Source organism: Streptomyces sp. NBC_01217, assembly GCF_035994185.1.
Lineage (GTDB): Bacteria > Actinomycetota > Actinomycetes > Streptomycetales > Streptomycetaceae > Streptomyces.
The window spans coordinates 5,645,881-5,663,119 of the sequence record NZ_CP108538.1; the positions used below are offsets into that span (position 1 = coordinate 5,645,881).

14 protein-coding genes are annotated in these 17,239 nt (G+C 71.5%); 10 read left to right on the top strand and 4 right to left on the bottom strand.

The annotated features are described in order from the left end of the window. The first annotated feature begins 17 nt into the window (after nt 1-17). The 7 genes from pstA to OG507_RS25470 all read left to right on the top strand — a co-directional run bounded on the left by pstA (nt 18) and on the right by OG507_RS25470 (nt 9,885). Nucleotides 18-1,229 (top strand): phosphate ABC transporter permease PstA, encoded by a 1,212-nt coding sequence (gene pstA / locus OG507_RS25440; protein ID WP_327369483.1) that lies wholly within the window; start codon nt 18-20, stop codon nt 1,227-1,229. Continuing rightward, nucleotides 1,226-2,917 (top strand): phosphate ABC transporter substrate-binding protein PstS, encoded by a 1,692-nt coding sequence (locus OG507_RS25445; RefSeq protein WP_327369484.1) that lies wholly within the window; start codon nt 1,226-1,228, stop codon nt 2,915-2,917. Before pstA ends, OG507_RS25445 begins: the two co-directional genes overlap by 4 nt. Further along, nucleotides 2,914-5,346, top strand: coding sequence for a hypothetical protein (locus tag OG507_RS25450; protein ID WP_327369485.1), 2,433 nt, complete (start codon nt 2,914-2,916; stop codon nt 5,344-5,346). The genes OG507_RS25445 and OG507_RS25450 overlap by 4 nt, the downstream gene beginning before the upstream one ends. Before the next feature lie 189 nt (nt 5,347-5,535). Beyond that, nucleotides 5,536-6,504: a hypothetical protein gene (locus OG507_RS25455; protein WP_327369486.1), complete on the top strand. Its 969-nt coding sequence runs from the start codon at nt 5,536-5,538 to the stop codon at nt 6,502-6,504. 125 nt (nt 6,505-6,629) lie between these two features. Further along, nucleotides 6,630-8,018 carry an Ig-like domain-containing protein gene (locus OG507_RS25460; protein WP_327369487.1) on the top strand — a complete coding sequence of 463 codons (1,389 nt, stop codon included), beginning with the start codon at nt 6,630-6,632 and terminating at the stop codon, nt 8,016-8,018. A gap of 68 nt (nt 8,019-8,086) precedes the next feature. After that, nucleotides 8,087-9,025: a sortase gene (locus OG507_RS25465; RefSeq protein WP_327369488.1), complete on the top strand. Its 939-nt coding sequence runs from the start codon at nt 8,087-8,089 to the stop codon at nt 9,023-9,025. A gap of 23 nt (nt 9,026-9,048) precedes the next feature. Next, on the top strand, nt 9,049-9,885 hold the full coding sequence (locus OG507_RS25470) for a phosphate ABC transporter ATP-binding protein (protein WP_327369489.1): 837 nt from the start codon (nt 9,049-9,051) through the stop codon (nt 9,883-9,885). Between the two features lie 19 nt (nt 9,886-9,904). Here OG507_RS25470 and OG507_RS25475 read toward each other — a convergent pair whose 3' ends face one another. The 3 genes from OG507_RS25475 to OG507_RS25485 form a co-directional block, all read right to left on the bottom strand. After that, entirely contained in the window at nt 9,905-11,545 is a 1,641-nt protein-coding gene (locus tag OG507_RS25475) for a phospho-sugar mutase (RefSeq protein WP_327369490.1), read from the bottom strand. A 112-nt stretch (nt 11,546-11,657) separates the two neighbouring features. Beyond that, complete coding sequence (locus OG507_RS25480) at nt 11,658-12,482, bottom strand: purine-nucleoside phosphorylase (protein ID WP_327369491.1); 825 nt, start codon at nt 12,480-12,482, stop codon at nt 11,658-11,660. 102 nt (nt 12,483-12,584) lie between these two features. Next, the gene (locus OG507_RS25485) at nt 12,585-13,022 is read right to left on the bottom strand and encodes a gamma-glutamylcyclotransferase (protein WP_093549148.1); all 438 of its coding nucleotides are present in this window, start codon (nt 13,020-13,022) and stop codon (nt 12,585-12,587) included. 259 nt (nt 13,023-13,281) lie between these two features. Here OG507_RS25485 and OG507_RS25490 point away from each other — a divergent pair, with 259 nt between their 5' ends. The 3 genes from OG507_RS25490 to OG507_RS25500 all read left to right on the top strand — a co-directional run bounded on the left by OG507_RS25490 (nt 13,282) and on the right by OG507_RS25500 (nt 16,545). Beyond that, entirely contained in the window at nt 13,282-14,721 is a 1,440-nt protein-coding gene (locus tag OG507_RS25490) for an NAD(P)H-quinone dehydrogenase (RefSeq protein WP_327369492.1), read from the top strand. A gap of 186 nt (nt 14,722-14,907) precedes the next feature. Continuing rightward, nucleotides 14,908-15,888 carry a DeoR/GlpR family DNA-binding transcription regulator gene (locus OG507_RS25495; RefSeq protein WP_327369493.1) on the top strand — a complete coding sequence of 327 codons (981 nt, stop codon included), beginning with the start codon at nt 14,908-14,910 and terminating at the stop codon, nt 15,886-15,888. A gap of 45 nt (nt 15,889-15,933) precedes the next feature. Then, nucleotides 15,934-16,545, top strand: coding sequence for a nucleoside triphosphate pyrophosphatase (locus tag OG507_RS25500; RefSeq protein ID WP_327369494.1), 612 nt, complete (start codon nt 15,934-15,936; stop codon nt 16,543-16,545). A gap of 85 nt (nt 16,546-16,630) precedes the next feature. Here the strand turns inward: OG507_RS25500 and OG507_RS25505 are convergent, their stop codons facing one another. After that, nucleotides 16,631-17,092: a hypothetical protein gene (locus OG507_RS25505; protein WP_327369495.1), complete on the bottom strand. Its 462-nt coding sequence runs from the start codon at nt 17,090-17,092 to the stop codon at nt 16,631-16,633. Between the last annotated feature and the right edge of the window lie 147 nt (nt 17,093-17,239).

Genomic DNA, 17,239 nt, shown 5'->3' on the forward strand with positions numbered 1-17,239 from the left:
GAGGGGAACACAAGCAGATGACCATCGCACCCGAGAGACCCGCCGTCATCGAGGCGGCGCCGTCCGTGGGGGAGCGGCGGCGGTCCCTCGTGCTGCTGCGTGCCACCGATGTGTACGCGCTGCTGGGCGCCGTGGCCGCCGCGCTCTCGATCACCTGGCTGCTGTTCGCCCGGCTGCTGCCGTTCAGCGGGACCATCGGCTTCCTGGCCGTCGCGTACGGGCTGTTCCTCGCCCTGTACGGGCTGCTGGTCTCGTTCGACGAGAACGGCCCCGCGGTAAGGGACCGGCTGGCCGCCGTCGTCGTGCAGAGCCTCGGCCTGGTCATGGTCGTCGCGCTGGCCTTCGTCGTCGTCTTCACCCTGTGGGAGGGCCGCAAGGCGCTGCCGCACCTGAACTTCTTCACCCAGGACATGGCGCAGGCCGGGCCGCTGGACCCGCTCTCGGCCGGTGGCATCCTGCACGCGATCGTCGGCACGCTGGAGCAGATCGCCATCGCGCTCGCCCTGACCGTGCCGTCCGGCATGGTCTGCGCCGTCTTCCTGAACGAGGTGCCGGGCGGCTTCGCCCGCTTCGTACGGACCGTTGTCGAGGCGATGACCGCGCTGCCGTCGATCGTCGCGGGCCTGTTCATCTACGCGACGGTGATCCTGGCCCTCGGCTTCGAACGGTCCGGGCTCGCCGCCTCCCTCGCCCTCGCGGTGATGATGCTGCCGATCATCATCAGGGCGGCCGACGTGGTGATCCGGCTGGTGCCGGGGACGCTGCGGGAGGCCTCGTACGCCCTCGGCACATCGCGCTGGCGCACCGTCTGGCACGTGGTGCTGCCCACCGCCCGGTCCGGGCTGACCACCTCCGTCATCCTCGGCACCGCGCGCGGCGTCGGCGAGACCTCGCCCGTGCTGCTGACCGCCGGATTCACCGCCGAGCTCAACAGTGATCCGCTGTCCGGGCCGCAGGTCTCGCTGCCGCTGGCCACCTTCGAGTTCGTCAAGTCGCCCGAGCCCACGATGATCGCCCGCGGTTTCGGAACGGCGGCCGCCTTGATGGTGCTCGTCCTGCTGCTGTTCATCGTCGCCCGGGTCATCGGCGGGCGCGGCGCGGGGCGGTTGACGAAGCGTCAGGAACACCGGCGGGTGCTGGCATCACGCCGCGACGCCGAACGGTTCGCCGAACGTCTTGCCGCGCGGGCCAAGTCAGAGACACCCATGGAAACGAGGAGTGAGCAGTGAGACCCGCAACCGTCTCCCGACTGACCATGGCGGTGGCGGCACTGGTGTGCGCGCTGCTCGCCCTTCAGCCGCCGACCGCCGAAGCCGCCTCGTACACCAAGATCAGCGGTGCGGGCTCGACGTGGAGCTCCAACGCGCTCGACCAGTGGCGCCGCAACGTCTCCTCCAACAGCGGGATGACCGTCAACTACCAGGCCGTCGGCTCCTCGGTCGGCCGCGAGCAGTTCAAGAACGGCACGGCGGACTTCGCCGTCTCCGAGATCCCGTACGGGCTGACCGAGGGCGGGATGCGGGACGCGCCGCCCAAGCGGGGCTATGCGTACATGCCGATCGTCGCCGGTGGTACGGCCTTCATGTACAACCTCAGGATCGGCGGCAAGAAGGTCACCAACCTGCGGCTCTCCGGCGAGGTTCTCACCAAGATCTTCACCGGGAGGATCACCATGTGGAACGCGGCGGAGATCCGCTCGGACAACCCCGGGCTCAATCTGCCCGCCCGCCGCGTCATCCCCGTCGTACGCTCCGACGGCTCCGGCACGACGGCCCAGCTGACCACCTGGATGGCCAGGGAGCACGGCGGTCTGTGGGACGACTACTGCAGGCGGGCCGGGCGGTCCACCCCCTGCGGCATGACCTCGTACTTCCCCGTCGTGCCCGGCTCCTCGCACATCGCCAAGTCCGGCTCGCTGGGCGTCTCCGGCTACACCAAGCAGGGGCACGCCGAGGGGGCGATCACCTACGTCGAGTACTCGTACGCGATGAACACGGGCTTCCCGGTGGCGAAGATGCTCAACGCGTCCGGCTACTACGTGGAGCCGACCGCCTCCAGCGTCGCCGTGGCCCTGATGAAGGCCCGGATCAACGAGGACGAGAACTCCGAGAACTACCTCACGCAGATCCTCGACGGCGTCTACCGCTCCGCCGACCGCCGCACCTACCCGCTCTCCTCCTACAGCTACATGGTCGTGCCCACGACGACCGAGCAGCCGTTCACCCAGGCCAAGGGCAGAACGCTCGCCACCTTCGCCAACTACTTCCTCTGCGACGGACAGCAGCAGGCCGAGGAACTCGGCTACTCGCCGCTGCCCAAGAACCTCGTCGAGGCGGGATTTGCCCAGGTGCGCCGGATCCCGGGCGCACCCACCGGCGGCATCGACATCAAGAAGTGCCGCAACCCCACCTTCTCCCCGGACGGCTCCAACACCCTCGCCAAGAGGGCCCCGTACCCGAAGGCCTGCGACAAGCGGGGCCCTCAGCAGTGCGCGGACGGCACGGCGGGAGCCAGGGAGCAGACCCGGGTCAACCCAGGCGCCTCCGGGGGCGGTTCGGGGAGCAGCGGTGGTACGGGAAGCGGCTCGGGCGGCGCCTCCGGTGGCACCACGACCGCGGGATCGTCCGGCGGCGGAACGTCCGGTACGGACGGGACCTCGGGCGGTACGGCGGGCAGTTCGGCCGGCGGCGTCATCGATCCCGACACCGGCGAGCTGATCAGCGACGACTCCGGCGGGGCCGGTGACTCCTCGGTCGTCGGCAACCCGGTCACGCTCGCCGCCGGTGACTCACTGGGCCTGCGGGGCGTGCTCATGGCCCTGTCCGCCGTGCTGCTGCTCGGCGTGGTCGTCGGACCGCCGCTCGCCGCGCGGGCCCTCGCCGCGCGCGGCCGCCGCAAGGGAGGGTCGCTGCGATGAGGAACCGACGCGTCGTCACCGGCATCGGTGCGCTGCTGGCCGCCCTGGTGGTCGCCCTGCTGCCCCTGCCCGCCACCGCCCCCCTCGCCCAGGCGGCGACGGGCTCAGCGGTCACCGTGACCGGCCGCAAGGGCACGTACGACGACTTCTCGAAGCTCAAGGTCACCGTCCACCAGACCCAGCAGCTGCGGGCCCAGGGCGTACGGATCACCTGGACCGGCGGCAGTCCGACGGAGACCGGCTTCCACCACAACTACCTCCAGATCATGCAGTGCTGGGGCGACGGCTCCGCGGGGCCCTCGCGCGAGCAGTGCCAGTTCGGCAGCGGCGCAACCGCGCAGGCACAGGGAGGCAACTGGACCGGGCTGCGCCAGATCGACGGTGTGCCCGACCCTGCCGAGAAGGAGTACGTCGGCAACGGGCCGAGCGGCGAGTCCTATGTGCCGTTCCGGCCCGCCGGCGGCGAGCCCGAGACCACCGGATCGCGTGACTGGACCTACTTCAGCACGCTGGACACCAACGAGGAGCCGTACGCGCTCACGCACGAGGACGGCACGGGGGAGTTCACCTTCCAGATGCAGACCGTGCAGGAGGCCTCGCAGCTCGGCTGCGGCGACCCGGTGAACAGGTCCGGCGCGGTCGAGGGACGTTCCTGCTGGCTGGTCGTCGTACCGCGCGGCGAGCACGACGTCGACGGCTCGACCGGAACCGGCCGACGGCTGGACTCCTCGCCCCTCACCGCCTCCAACTGGGCCCAGCGCCTGGTGGTGCCGCTGGACTTCCAGCCGGTGGGCAACACCTGCCCCGCCGACCGGGTGGAGCGCCGGGTGATCGGCTCGGAACTGGTCACCGACGCGATCAGCTCCTGGCAGCCGACGATCTGCTCGGGCGCGGGCGGCGTGAAGTTCGCGTTCAGTCAGAACAGCGAGGAGAACGCACGGCGGACGGTCAGCCGGCCCACCTCCGGGGCGCCCGGGCTGGCCTTCACCGTCGACCCGCTGCAGCCACAGGAGTACGGGGCCATCGGAACCGTCGTGCACGCGCCGGTCGCGGTCAGCGGCCTGGCGGTCGGCTTCTTCGTCGAAATCCCGGGCTCCGGACAGCTCACCTCGATGAAACTCACCCCCAGACTCCTCGCCAAACTCCTCACCTCCTCGTACCAGAGGGATGTGACACGCAGAGGCCGGACCGTCCTCGAACACATCAAAGACAATCCGCTCAGCCTGTTCCACGACGAAGAATTCAAACGGCTCAATCCGGCTTTCAAGGACTGGCAGAGCTTCAACCAGCCGCCGATGAGCCTCATGGTGCAGCTGGCGAATTCCGACACCACCGAAATGCTGTGGAAGTGGCTCCGATCGGACACCGAGGCGCGGGAATTCCTGGCCGGTGGCCCCGACCCCTGGGGCACCAGGATCAACCCGTACTTCAAGGAACTCCGCCTGGACCAGGACACGACCCGGTCCGACTTCCCCAAGGCGGACCCGACGCGCACGGCCGTGACCGTCGGTGAGGAGAGTCTGGAGTACGGCACGATCGAGGTGGCCCCGTACGTCCAGGACATGCACGAGGGTGCCCTGCGCACCCGCCGGGGCAACAACGGCGCCACGACCACCCCGTCCGCGGGCGGCAACGGCGCACCCGCCAAGCTGGTCAACACACCGCCGCTCTCCGGCGAGCGCATGGTCCTGGCGATCACCGACGCCGCGTCCGCGGCCCGCTATGGCCTCCAGACCGCGTCCCTGCGCAATGCCGACGGGGCCTTCGTCCAGCCCACCTCCGCCTCGCTCCTCGCGGGCGTCGCAGCGATGAAGGACTCGGCCGTACCGGGCGTGCTCGCGCCGAACCCGGGCGGTGCGAAGGGGCAGGCGTACCCGCTCGCCTCGGTCGTCTACGCGGGCGGCTACACGAGCACCGGGGCTGCCGAGCGCAAGGACTACGCCTCGCTGATCCGGTACGCGGCGGGGGCGGGCCAGAGCCCCGGCGTCTCGCCCGGGCAGCTCCCGCCGGGATACGCGCCGCTGCCCGCGGCGCTCCGGGACGAGGCGCGCGCCGCCGCGGACCGGCTGCAGAACCCGAAGTCCTCCGACGGGGGAGCGGGCCCGGGCGGGCCCGGCGGCTCCGCCGGCGCTTCGGGCGGCGGACCGGCGGGAGCGGGCAGCGGCGGGACCGGGGGCGCCGGTGCGGCCGCGGGCGTATCCGCCGCCGATGTCGCGGACCCCGACGCGGCGGACGGGGCCGCGCCCTCGGCGGACCCGGCCGGCCCGAAGCGGCAGAACGTCGCCGAATCCGGCGGGCTGACCCCCTCCACCGTCCTCGGAATCGTCCGCTGGGTGCTGATCGGCGTGCTGCTCGCGGGCGGAATCGCGGGCCTTTCCGGCCCCATTCTGCTACGCATTTCGGTGCGGAAATCCGTCCGGGCCGGGTGAGTTCCCCAGGTGTCACCTCGTAAAGCATTTCGTAACCTGAACAACCGTCGCCGTTGGTGGCCGCCGAAGACCGGATGCGGAAAAGTTATCGGTGGCCGGTCGACGGGCCGGTTGAAAAAGAATTCAGAATTCTGCTTGAGCGTCCATTCCTTCCGATCCTCGTACCCGTATGCACGGAGGAGAACAGAAGTGAACGTCAAGTCCCGCGCACGCATCGGTGCCGTCATCGGCACCGCAGCCCTCGCTCTCGGCGCCATGGCGATCCCCGCTTCGGCGGACACGCCCCCCGGCGACTACCGGGTGCTCGCCGGTGTCGGCTCCGACACCACCCAGGACGTCGTGAACGGCCTCGGCGCCGCCATCGACAGCGGCACCCTCATCGCCTCGTACAACGCCACCGGCACGTCGCCGATCAAGACGCGTGCCACCGGCTGCGAGATCGCCCGGCCCAACGGCTCCTCGGCCGGCATCAACGCGCTGCGCAACGCCGTCGACAACAACACCGGATGTCTGGACTTCGCGCGTTCCTCGCGCGGTGTCGCGGACAGCTCGACCAACGACCTGACCTGGATCCCGTTCGGCAAGGACGCGGTGACCTTCGCCGTACGCGGCGACAGCGCGCTGCCCAAGGCGCTGACGAAGGCGCAGCTCGTCTCCGTCTACACCTGCGAGACGACCTCCCTCAACGGCGTGGCGCTCACCCCGCTGCTGCCGCAGTCCGGCTCCGGCACCCGGTCCTTCTTCCTGGGCCAGCTGGGCCTGACCGAGGACACCTTCGGCACCTGCGTCGACGACACCGTCCAGGAGCACAACGGTGAGGCGCTGGACAGCGCGGGCGACATCGCCCCCTACTCCGTCGCGCAGTACATCGCCCAGGGCAACGAGATCGTCGACGTCATCGACCGGCGCGGTGACGCCGTGCTCGGTTCGGTCGACGGGGCCGAGCCCCAGCTGGCCGACGGCACGCTCAACGTGGACTTCCCCTTCAACCGTGACGTCTACAACGTCGTCCCGACCGCCAAGCTGACCGACCCGACGCTCGCCGCCGCCTTCGTCGGTTCCGCGTCCAAGGTCTGCGCGCAGACCGGCGTGATCAACACCTACGGCTTCGGCGCCATCGCCGCCTGCGGCAGCACCGGCCTCAAGGGCGAGAGCTGAACATCACCCAGTAACCGCGCGACGGCCGGGCACCCACTGGGTGCCCGGCCCCCGGCGTATCCACGGAACATCACGCCGGGTACCCACCGTCCGGCCACCACATCCCATTGGGGGGATTCACCACCATGAGACACCTCGCACCACCCAGAACCGCCGCGGCCCTGCTGGTCTGCTGCTCACTGCTGGTGGCCGCGGCCGCCGCCGTGTTCGGCACGGGGCCCCGGGCCCATGCCGATCCCGTCGACGTCCTCGGCAAGCTGACGCTGCCCGTCACCTCGGGCAAGATCGCCGACAGCCCCACCTTTCCCGGGGTGACGGCGGACGGTGCCTGCCCCACAGCGAACGCGGCGCAGGTTTCGCTGAACCTGCGCTGGGACCGGTCCGAGCCGACGGGCAACCTGCCCCTGGGCAAGACGGCAGTCGGCGCGCCCTTCGACCAGGGGCCGTTCAGTACCGACATCGCCACCGGCACGTCGCTGGAGGCCCAGCTGCGGCTCAAGATCCTCACCGGGTCGCTCGACGGCACCTACGAGATCCGGCTCTACTGCCGCACGGCGGCGAACGTGGGGAGCAAGTACTTCCCGGCGCAGATCCAGGTCACCGGTGACTCCTGGGCGCTCAAGGCCGCCGCGCCCACCACCACGGCCCTCACCGCCACGCCCGCCACCACAACCCCCGCCGGTACCGAGGTGAAGCTGACGGCCGCCGTCACGCCCGCGGGCGCCGCCGGACAGGTCGCCTTCCTGGACGGGGCCACCGAGCTGGCCAAGGCCGATGTCACCTCCGGGGCAGCCGAGTTGAAGACGACGGCGCTGGCCGAGGGCGTGCACACGCTCACCGCGAAGTTCGTGCCGACGGACGCGTCCGCGTACCTGGAGTCCGTCTCCACCGCGGTTGCCCACACGGTCACCGCAGCCGCTTCCACGCCCCCGCCGACCCCGAGCGACAGCTCCACGCCCACCGCGCCCGCCGACCTCGACGCCACCGACGAGGACGGCACGCCCCTGGAGATCAACCCGACGCTGACCGCAGGGCAGAAGGTCCTCATCACCGCGCGCGGCTACACCAAGGACGCCAAGGTGAAGGTCGCCCTCGCCGACAGCGGGGCCACCTACCCGGATGCCACGGCGGACGCCGAAGGGACCGTGAAGGCCTACGCGTTCACCGTTCCCGAGGACATCGAGGACGGCTCGTACACCCTCACCCTGGCCGAGGACAGGGCCGACGGCCACAGCGTCGAGTTCCTCTTCGCCATCGGTGACGCACCCGGCCCCGACCCGAGCGACTCGGCGGGCGCCGACGACGGCGGCACGACGGAAGGGACGGACAACGGCGGCACCGACGACTCGTCCACCGGCGGCGACGGATCGGGCGACAGCGGCGGCTCCGCCACGGGCCCGCTCGCCTCGACCGGCACCAGCGCCCTCGCGCTCGGCCTGGCGGCGCTCTCCCTGTGCGGCCTCGGCACCGCGTTCGTGATGCACGCCCGGCGCAGGGGCCTGCTCCGGTTCTGACGTACGGGGGCGGGGGCCACGGCCCCCGCCCCGTCCCGACATCCCGTACGACGAGGAGTGCATCCGACGTGACAACCGTGCTGACTCCGCCCCCGGCGGTGACCCCCGCCCCGCCCGCACCGGGCCCCGCCGCGACATCCGGGCCCCCCGCCGCCCGCCCCGGTCTCGCCCTGGCCGGAGCGGCGCTGTGCGTCCTCGCGGCCGTGCTTCTCGGCTTCGCCGCCGGCCTCACGGTCGTCGGACACCTCCAGCACGCCCGCGACCAGCAGACCGCCTACGACGAGCTGCGCAGGCAACTCGCCCTCGGCACCGCCCCGGTGGGCCAGCGCACCTTCGACAACAAACCCGTCTCCATGGGCGCGCCCGTCGCTCTCCTGCGTATCCCCGTCCTCGGTCTGCGCGAGGTCGTCGGCGAGGGCACCACGTCCGGCGCCTTGATGTCCGGGCCCGGCCACCGCCGCGACACCCCGCTGCCCGGACAGGCCGGCACCAGCGTGATCATGGGGCGCCAATGGGCGTACGGCAGCCCGTTCAACGGCCTGTCCCGACTTCCCACCGGGGCGAGGATCGAGGTGAGGACCGGTCAGGGCAAGGCGGTGTACGAGGTCCTTGGCGTCCGCCGCCCCGGCGACGAGGTCCCCGCACCCGCCGGGGCCCGGGGCAGGCTCACCCTGATCACCGCGTCCGGCAGCCCGTACACCCCCGCGGCGGTGCTGTACGTCGATGCGGAACTCACCACCCCCGTCCAGCCCAGCCCGCCCCGCCACGTCCGCCCCGGCTGGATAGGCCCGGCGGAGGAGGCCCTCGGCGGGGAGGGGCAGGGCAGCGGCACCTGGCTCACGGTCTTCCTCTGGTCGCAGGCCCTGCTCGCCGCCGCACTCCTCGCGGTCTGGCTGCACCGGGTGTGGGGGAGCTGGCAGACCTGGATCACCGCAGGCCCCGTCCTGGCCGCACTGGGCCTCTCGGTCGCCTCGGCGGCCACCCGCCTCCTCCCCAACCTGCTCTGAAAAACCAGGAGTTGACCGACACCATGACCGAGACCATCCCGCTGCCCACCACCGCGCCGAACCGCCCGCGCACCGTCACCGCTTCCCCCGCCACCCTCGAAGCCGAAGCGGTCTCCGCCTGGTTCGGCGACCACAAGGTCCTGGACCGGGTCTCGCTGCACATGCCCGCCCTGGAGGTCACCGCCCTCATCGGCCCGTCCGGCTGCGGCAAATCGACCTTCCTGCGCATCCTCAACCGGATGCACGAACTGATCGGTTCCGCATCCCTGGCGGGCCGGGTACTGCTCGACGGCGACGACATCTACGACCGCGGCCGCCGCATCACCCGCGCCCGCCGCGAGATCGGCATGGTCTTCCAGAAGCCCAACCCGTTTCCCGCCATGTCCCTGTACGACAACGTCCTCGCGGGCCTGAAGCTGAACGGCATCAAGGCCGCCAGGGGCGGCAGGGACGACCTCGTCGAGGAGTGCCTGACCAAGGCCGGTCTGTGGCGCGAGGTCAAGGACCGGCTCCGCCAGCCCGGCGGCGCACTCTCCGGCGGCCAGCAGCAACGCCTGTGCATCGCCAGATCGCTGGCGGTACGCCCCCGCGTGCTCCTGATGGACGAACCCTGCTCGGCGCTCGACCCGACCTCCACCCGCCGCATCGAGGAGACCATCGCCGACCTCAAGGAGGAGGTCACCATCGTGATCGTCACCCACAACATGCAGCAGGCGGCACGGGTCTCCGACCACTGCGCGTTCTTCCTCGCCGAGCAGGGCACACCGGGCGTCATCGTCGAACACGGCCCGACCGACGACATGTTCAACGCACCACAGGACGACCGCACGGCCGACTACGTGAACGGCCGCTTCGGATGACACCCGGGCGCGCGAGCGCTCAGATCCCGGCCGCCGCCGACAGGTCCCGCTTGATCCCGGCGAGCAGTTCCGCGCCCTTCGCGCGGGCCGCGGGCAGCTCGTTCGCCGAGGTGACCGGTACCACGACCTCCAAGTAGCACTTCAGCTTCGGTTCGGTGCCGCTCGGGCGGACGACGACCCGGGCGCCTTGCAGGTGGTAGCGCAGGCCGTCGGTGGGGGGCAGTCGGTCCGTGCCCTGCGACAGGTCCTCGGCGGAGGTGACGGGGAGGCCGGCGAGCGCGGTCGGCGGCCGTTCGCGCAGTCGTCGCATGGCGTCCGCGATGACCGACAGGTCCTCCACCCGGACCGACAGCTGGTCGGTGGCGTGCAGTCCGTGGTCGACCGCGAGGTCGTCGAGGAGGTCGAGGAGGGTACGCCCCTGCTCCTTGAGCACGGAGGCGAGTTCGGCGACGAGCAGCGCGGCTGTGATGCCGTCCTTGTCGCGTACGCCCTCCGGGTCGACGCAGTAGCCGAGCGCCTCCTCGTATCCGTACCGCAGGCCGTCCACGCGGGCGATCCACTTGAAGCCGGTGAGCGTCTCCTCGTAGCCGAGGCCCGCCTTACCGGCGATCCGGCCGAGCAGCGAGGACGACACGATCGACTCGGCGAGGACGCCGCTCACGCCGCGGTTCACCAGATGGGCGGCGAGCAGCGCTCCGACCTCGTCGCCGCGCAGCATCCGCCAGCCGCCGTCGGCGGCGGGGTCAGGGACGGCGACGGCGCAGCGGTCGGCGTCCGGGTCGTTGGCGATGACGAGGTCGGGGCCGGTACGGCGTGCGGTGGCGAAGGCGAGATCCATCGCGCCGGGCTCTTCGGGGTTCGGGAAGGCGACGGTGGGGAACGCCGGGTCGGGCTCCGCCTGCTCGGCGACGAGAACGGGCGCCGGGAATCCGGCCCGGGCGAAGGCGGCGGTCAGCACCGAGGTGCCGACGCCGTGCATCGCGGTGTACACGACCCGGGCGGTACGCGGCGATCCGGCGGCGAGCACCGTGTCCGTACGGGCCAGGTAGGCCGCCAGGACCTCGTCGCCGAGGGTCTCCCAGCCGTTGTCGGGGCGCGGTACGCCGTCGAGCGGGCCGACCGCGGCGATCGCCGCGGCGATCTCGCCGTCCACCGGGGGGACGATCTGCGAGCCGTCGCCGAGGTAGACCTTGTAGCCGTTGTCGCGCGGCGGATTGTGGCTGGCGGTCACCTCGACGCCCGCGACGGCGCCCAGGTGCCGGACGGCGTACGCCAGCACGGGGGTGGGCAGCGGGCGGGGGAGCACCGCCGCGCGCAGGCCCGCTCCGGTCATCACGGCCGCGGTGTCGCGGGCGAAGTCGGCGGACTTGTAGCGGGCGTCGTAACCGATGACGACGAGCCCGCCGGTCTCCCCCTTCGCCTTGAGGTAGGCGGCCAGTCCGGCCGCGGCGCGGATGACGACCGCGCGGTTCATCCGCATCGGCCCGGCCCCCAGCTCACCGCGGAGCCCGGCCGTGCCGAACTGCAGCGTGCCGGCGAACCGCGCGGCGAGCTCGTCGAGGTCCTCGGCGTCGATCAGCGCGGCGAGCTCGTCGCGCGTCTCGGGGTCGGGGTCCTCCGCGAGCCACGTCCTGGCCTGCGCGATGAGGTCCTGCTGCACGGTGTCCGCCTTTCTGCGGTGAAGTGGGTTACGGCGTCGCTGCCCCGGCCCCCCGCTCCTCGATCGCCGGAGGGGCTTGATTCTGCCGGGTGCGGCGTGGATTTCGTCCGGCTCAGATCCGTTCGAGCACCCGCGCCAGCAGCGTGCCCATCCGGGTGGCGGAGTCCCGCCCCGCCTGCAGCACCTCTTCGTGGTTGAGCGGCTCCCCGCTCAGCCCCGCCGCCAGGTTCGTGACCAGTGAGATGCCCAGCACCTCGGCCCCCGCCTCCCGTGCGGCGATCGCCTCCAGCACGGTGGACATGCCGACCAGGTCGCCACCCATGACACGGACCATGTTGATCTCGGCCGGGGTCTCGTAGTGCGGACCGGGGAACTGCACGTACACGCCCTCTTCGAGGGTCTCGTCGACCTCCTTGCACAGCGCGCGCAGCCGCGGCGAGTACAGGTCGGTCAGGTCGACGAAGTTGGCGCCGACGATCGGGGAGGCCGCGGTCAGGTTGATGTGGTCGCTGATCAGGACCGGCTGCCCGGGGCGCATGCCCTCGCGCAGACCGCCGCAGCCGTTCGTCAGGATGACGGTCTTGCAGCCCGCGGCGACGGCGGTACGGACCCCGTGCGCGACGGCGGCGACTCCGCGGCCCTCGTAGAAGTGCGTGCGGCCGAGGAAGACCAGGGCGCGCTTCTCGCCGATCCGGTACGAGCGGATCGTGCCGCCGTGCCCCTGCACGGCGGGCGCCGGGAAACCGGGCAGGTCGGTCACCGGGAACTCGGCCTCCGGAGCGCCGAGCGCGTCGCCCGCGGGAGCCCAGCCGGAACCCATCACGAGCGCGACGTCGTGGGTCTCGGTGCCCGTCAGCTCGCGCAGGCGGGCTGCGGCGTCGGCGGCGGCGGCGTGCGGGTCGCCCTGGATGTTGTCCGGAATAACAGATGCGTTCACGCGGATGAGGGTAGCCGGTGATTCCCTACGCGCGTAGATGCCCATGTGCGGAGTCTGCACACGCTTACTCGTACGTTCACACAAAAGTGCAGGTCCGACGGGTCAGCAGGGGCGCTTGCGCAGTTCCATCACATAGTCGTGCGGTGCGCCCGAGGACTCCGCCGCGTCCGCGATCTCGCCCAGATAGCGGGCGGACGGCAGCCCGCCCTCGTATCCGTTCAGCACATACATCCAGGCCGGCTCCTCGCCGTCCAGGGTGTGCACACGCACCCGCATCCGCCGGTAGATGTCGAGGCCGACACCCTCCCAGCGGTCCATGGAGTCCTCGTCCATCGGCGCCAGGTCGTACAGCGCCACGAAGACCTGCGAACGGGGCGCCTCCACCACCGTGGCGAGCGCGCCTTCCCAGCCCATCTGCTCCCCGCCGAAGGTCAGCCGCCAGCCGTTGAGCCAGCCGGTGCCGCGCAGCGGGGAATGCGGAGCGCGGCGGGTCATCAGCCGCGCGTCGAGGTTGCCGGCGTACGCGGCGTAGAGCGACATGGGGTCGAGGGTACGGGAGGTGATGGGCGGAACGTCGATTCCTGTGAGGAAGACCCCGTACGGGGGTCCGTACGGGCTTCCGCTTCCCGTCTGGGACCCCGCCGCGCACGCCCCGGCGCACGTATGGAGGGCCCCGGGGCGAAGCACCTTGGCGCGTGCGGGACAATGAAGTACGTACTGCATTCCCCGGGGTGAGCCCCCGGACCCCCGGCCGGGGCAGCAGACGGCCGCGGGATGACACACGCGAGGCGGACTTTTCGTGACCCGGATCGTGATCATCGGCGGCGGACCCGGCGGGTACGAGGCGGCACTGGTGGGCGCCCAGCTCGGCGCGGAGGTGACCGTCGTCGACTGCGACGGCCTCGGCGGCGCGTCCGTGCTCACCGACTGCGTGCCCTCGAAGACCCTGATCGCGACGGCAGAGGTGATGACCACCTTCGACTCCTCGTACGAGGAGCTGGGCATCATCGTCGCCGACGACACGCCGCACATCGAGCAGGCGGCCCGGGTGGTCGGCGTCGACCTCGGCAAGGTCAACCGGCGTGTGAAGCGCCTGGCGCTCGCCCAGTCCCACGACATCACCGCCTCCGTCACCCGTGCGGGTGCACGCGTGATGCGCGGCCGCGGCCGTCTGGAGGGCCTCCAGGCCGCCGACGGCTCCCGCACGGTCGTGGTGACCGCCGCCGACGGTACGCAGGAGCGGCTCACCGCCGACGCCGTCCTGATCGCCACCGGCGGCCACCCGCGTGAGATTCCGGATGCGCTCCCCGACGGCGAGCGCATCCTCAACTGGACCCAGGTCTACGACCTCGACGAGCTCCCCGAAGAGCTCATCGTGGTCGGCTCCGGTGTGACGGGTGCCGAGTTCGCGGGCGCCTACCAGGCGCTCGGCTCGCGCGTCACCCTCGTCTCGTCCCGCGACCGGGTGCTGCCGGGCGAGGACCCGGACGCGGCCGCCGTGCTGGAGGACGTCTTCCGCCGCCGCGGCATGAACGTCATGGCCCGCTCCCGCGCCCAGGCGGCGAAGCGCGTCGGCGACCGGGTCGAGGTCACCCTCGCCGACGGCCGGGTCATCTCCGGCTCGCACTGCCTGATGGCGGTCGGCGCGATCCCGAACAGCGCGGGCATGGGCCTGGAGGAGGCCGGGGTCAAGCTCAAGGAGTCCGGCCACATCTGGACCGACAAGGTCTCCCGCACCAGCGCCCCCGGCGTGTACGCGGCCGGTGACGTCACCGGGATCTTCGCCCTCGCCTCGGTCGCCGCCATGCAGGGCCGTATCGCGATGTACCACTTCCTCGGCGACGCGGTGGCCCCGCTGAACCTGAAGACGGTCTCCTCGAACGTCTTCACCGACCCCGAGATCGCCACCGTCGGCTACACCCAGGCCGACGTCGACGCCGGCAAGATCGACGCCCGTGTGGTCAAGCTGCCGCTGCTGCGCAACCCGCGCGCCAAGATGCAGGGCATCCGCGACGGCTTCGTCAAGATATTCGCCCGGCCCGGCACCGGCATCGTGGTCGGCGGCTGCGTCGTCGCACCGCGGGCGAGCGAGCTGATCCACCCCATCTCGATCGCGGTCGACAACAATCTGACGGTCGAACAGATCGCAAACGCCTTCACCGTGTATCCGTCCTTGTCGGGATCGATCGCGGAAGTGGCCCGCCAGCTGCACGCCCGCAAGCGCACGGGCGAGGCGTAAGCGCCTGCGGGAACCCGGTGATCCCGGGCAACTCCCGGCAACTCGGGCGGCCCGGAGAGCGTCTGACGATCAGTACGGAACAACAACAGGGCCGCCTATACCACTTGGCGGCCCCTTGTATGTACAACTTCCGTTATTCGGCGCAAACTGCTGAAAACACTCGTGCGCCGCGTTACTGTCAGTTTCGTGTTCGCTGCAGAACGTCGTCAGTTGATCCTCGAAATGGTGCGCGCCAACGGGGCGGTATCGCTCCGTGAGCTCGCCCGCGTCGTCCAGACCTCCGAAGTGACCGTACGGCGGGACGTGCGGGCACTGGAGGCAGAAGGACTCCTCGACCGCCGGCACGGCGGTGCGGTCTTGCCGGGCGGTCTTACGCGGGAGTCCGGCTTTCCGCAGAAATCCCATCTCGCCACCGCCGAGAAGACGGCCATCGCCGACCTGGCCGCCGGTCTCGTCGAAGAGGGCGAGGCCATCGTCGTCGGTGCCGGTACGACCACGCAGGAGCTGGCCCGCCGGCTCGCGCGGGTCCCCGGCCTGACCGTCGTCACCAACTCACTGCTGGTCGCCCAGGCGTTGGCCCATGCCAACCGGGTGGAAGTGGTGATGACCGGCGGCACCTTGCGCGGCTCCAACTACGCCCTGGTGGGCAGCGGTGCCGAGCAGTCCCTCCAGGGGCTGCGGGTCTCTCGCGCGTTCCTCTCCGGGAGCGGCCTCACCGCGGAGCGCGGCCTCTCCACGTCCAACATGCTCTCCGCGAGCGTGGACCGGGCCCTGGTTCAGGCGGCGGCGGAGGTGGTGGTCCTGGCGGACCACACCAAGCTCGGCTCCGACACCATGTTCCAGACGGTGCCGACGGACCTCATCACCCGCCTCGTGACGGACGAACCGCCCGGCCACGACGACCGTGCCGCCACGGAGCTGCAGGCCCTGGCCGACCAGGGGGTGCAGATCGCGGTGGCGGGTGCCGGGAGCGGCCCGGCCCCGGCCGAACCCCTCCCACCGGGGCGCCAGCCCCGCCGCGACATGCCCCTGCCCGGCCAGCGCCGCACGCGCGGGGGTGGTCCCGGGGGACCGGGCCCGCAGCAACTGCGGAGCGCCGCGGCGCTGGCGGAACAGGGGCAGGGCCAGGGGGACCGGGCGAGGGTGGCGGATCTGCGGCGCCGGTAGGGGCTGACCCGCGCGCGGGACGAGCGCCGTCCCGGTCCTTCTACGATGGCGCGTATGACTGATCAGCGCCGTCTCGTACTCGCCTCCGCCTCCCCCGCCCGTCTCACTCTGCTGCGGCAGGCAGGATTCGCCCCCGAGGTGGTCGTCAGCGGGGTGGACGAGGACGCACTGAGCGCCCCGACACCGGCCGAGCTGGCGCTCGTCCTCGCCGAGGCCAAGGCCGCCGCGGTGGCCGCTCGGCCGGAGGCGGCGGGCGCTCTGGTCATAGGGTGCGACTCGGTGCTCGAACTCGACGGCGAGGCGTTCGGCAAGCCGGCCGACAGCGAGGAGGCCATCGCCCGCTGGAAGTCCATGCGCGGCCGGGCCGGTGTGCTGCGGACCGGCCACAGCGTGGTCGACACCGCGAGCGGACGTAACGCCTCGGCGACCGCCTCCACGACCGTCCGCTTCGGCGAACCGACGGACGCCGAGATCGCCGCCTACGTGGCCACGGGCGAGCCGCTCCACGTGGCGGGCGCCTTCACGCTGGACGGCCGCTCGGCGCCGTTCATCGACTCCATCGAGGGCGACCACGGCAATGTCATCGGCCTCTCGCTGCCGCTGCTGCGCCGGCTGCTGGGCGAGCTGGGGATCTCCGTGACCGAACTGTGGGTCTGAGCCGGAGTCGCGTGAGCCGGATCTGTCTGAGCCGGAGCTGCGCGCGAGCCGGGTCTGCGCCCGAGCCGGGCCGTACGCGTCCGGCTCAGACCGTCGCCGGAGCGCTCGGCCCGGCGTCGTCCACAGGCTGCTCGGCTTCGGCCTCGGGCTCGGGGCCGTACGCCACCAGCGCCAGCACGATCAGCCCGAGCACCACCATCAGGAACGCGAACGCGGCCCAGCCGACCAGCCCCACCGTCAGCGCACCCAGCACCCCGTGCACCACCGCGCAGAGTATGAGGACGATGCGGGCGATACGGCCCGGGGCCCGGTCGCGTATGCCGGTCAGCAGCAGGGCCAGCCCGCACAGCAGCAGATACAGGCCGAAGACACCGCCCATCACCCAGGTGCCGTTGGACATCGCGGCGGAGTCCAGCCCGGCCAGTGACATCTCCTGGTTCTTGACGACCGTCGCGAGGATGCCGTTGATGACCACGATCCCCACGGCCTCCACGAACAGCACGATCGCGGCCACGATCGCCACCGGTCTGCGCACCACGGTGCTCACCCCCTGTTACCTGCAGTACGTGCGATAGCGCGGACCCTACTAATCGGTAACGCTCCGGACAAGGGTCCTGACGGTCTTCGCCCCCGCCCCGCGCCTGAGGCGCATACCCGTGCGCTTTCCGCGCGCCCCCTTGTCGCGGCTCTCGTG

What these genes read in the sequence shown, in the direction of transcription:
- OG507_RS25470 (WP_327369489.1), top strand. Translation starts at nt 9,049, where the DNA reads ATGACCGAGACCATCCCGCTGCCCACCACCGCGCCGAACCGCCCGCGC.
- OG507_RS25460 (WP_327369487.1), top strand. Translation starts at nt 6,630, where the DNA reads ATGAGACACCTCGCACCACCCAGAACCGCCGCGGCCCTGCTGGTCTGC.
- pstA (WP_327369483.1), top strand. Translation starts at nt 18, where the DNA reads ATGACCATCGCACCCGAGAGACCCGCCGTCATCGAGGCGGCGCCGTCC.
- OG507_RS25485 (WP_093549148.1), bottom strand. Translation starts at nt 13,022, where the DNA reads ATGTCGCTCTACGCCGCGTACGCCGGCAACCTCGACGCGCGGCTGATG.
- OG507_RS25450 (WP_327369485.1), top strand. Translation starts at nt 2,914, where the DNA reads ATGAGGAACCGACGCGTCGTCACCGGCATCGGTGCGCTGCTGGCCGCC.
- OG507_RS25500 (WP_327369494.1), top strand. Translation starts at nt 15,934, where the DNA reads ATGGCGCGTATGACTGATCAGCGCCGTCTCGTACTCGCCTCCGCCTCC.